Source organism: Hyphomonas sp., from assembly GCF_036964145.1.
Classification (GTDB): domain Bacteria; phylum Pseudomonadota; class Alphaproteobacteria; order Caulobacterales; family Hyphomonadaceae; genus Hyphomonas.
The window spans coordinates 1-559 of sequence record NZ_JBALUC010000019.1; the positions used below are offsets into that span (position 1 = coordinate 1).

The window sequence follows — 559 nt, forward strand, 5'->3', positions numbered from 1 at the left end:
GATCTGAAATGACGATTCTTGTTATTGCTGAACACAACAACGCCGAGCTGAACGCAGCTACTTTGAACACCCTGGCGGCTGCCAAGGCCATCGGTGGTGATATCGACGTACTGGTTGCTGGCGAAGGTTGCTCCGCTGTTGCTGACGCTGCTGCCAAAGCGGCTGGTGTAAGCAAAGTACTGCTGGCTGACAACGCCGCTTACGCACACCAGCTGCCAGAAAACATTGCGCTGCTGGTTGCCGAACTGGGCAAGGGTTATAGCCATATTCTGGCTTGCGCCAGCACCAACGGTAAAAACTACCTGCCGCGCGTTGCTGCGTTGCTGGATGTTGACCAGATCTCCGAGATCATCGCGGTTGAAAGTGCTGACACATTCAAGCGTCCGATCTATGCCGGTAACGCCATTGCTACCGTGCAGTCCTCTGCTGCCATCAAAGTCCTGACCGTGCGTTCCACTGGTTTTGACCCTGTTGCAGCCGAAGGCGGTAGCGCCAGCGTAGAAGCGGTTGCTTCTGTGCAGGATGCCGGCGTTTCCAGCTTTGTGGGTGAAGAGCTGGC

Annotated in this window: 1 pseudogene; it reads left to right on the forward strand. The window is 56.0% G+C overall.

Annotated elements, in window-relative coordinates:
• Positions 1-8 precede the first annotated feature (8 nt).
• Positions 9-559, forward strand: a pseudogene (locus tag V7660_RS17195) (electron transfer flavoprotein subunit alpha/FixB family protein); the annotation flags it as partial.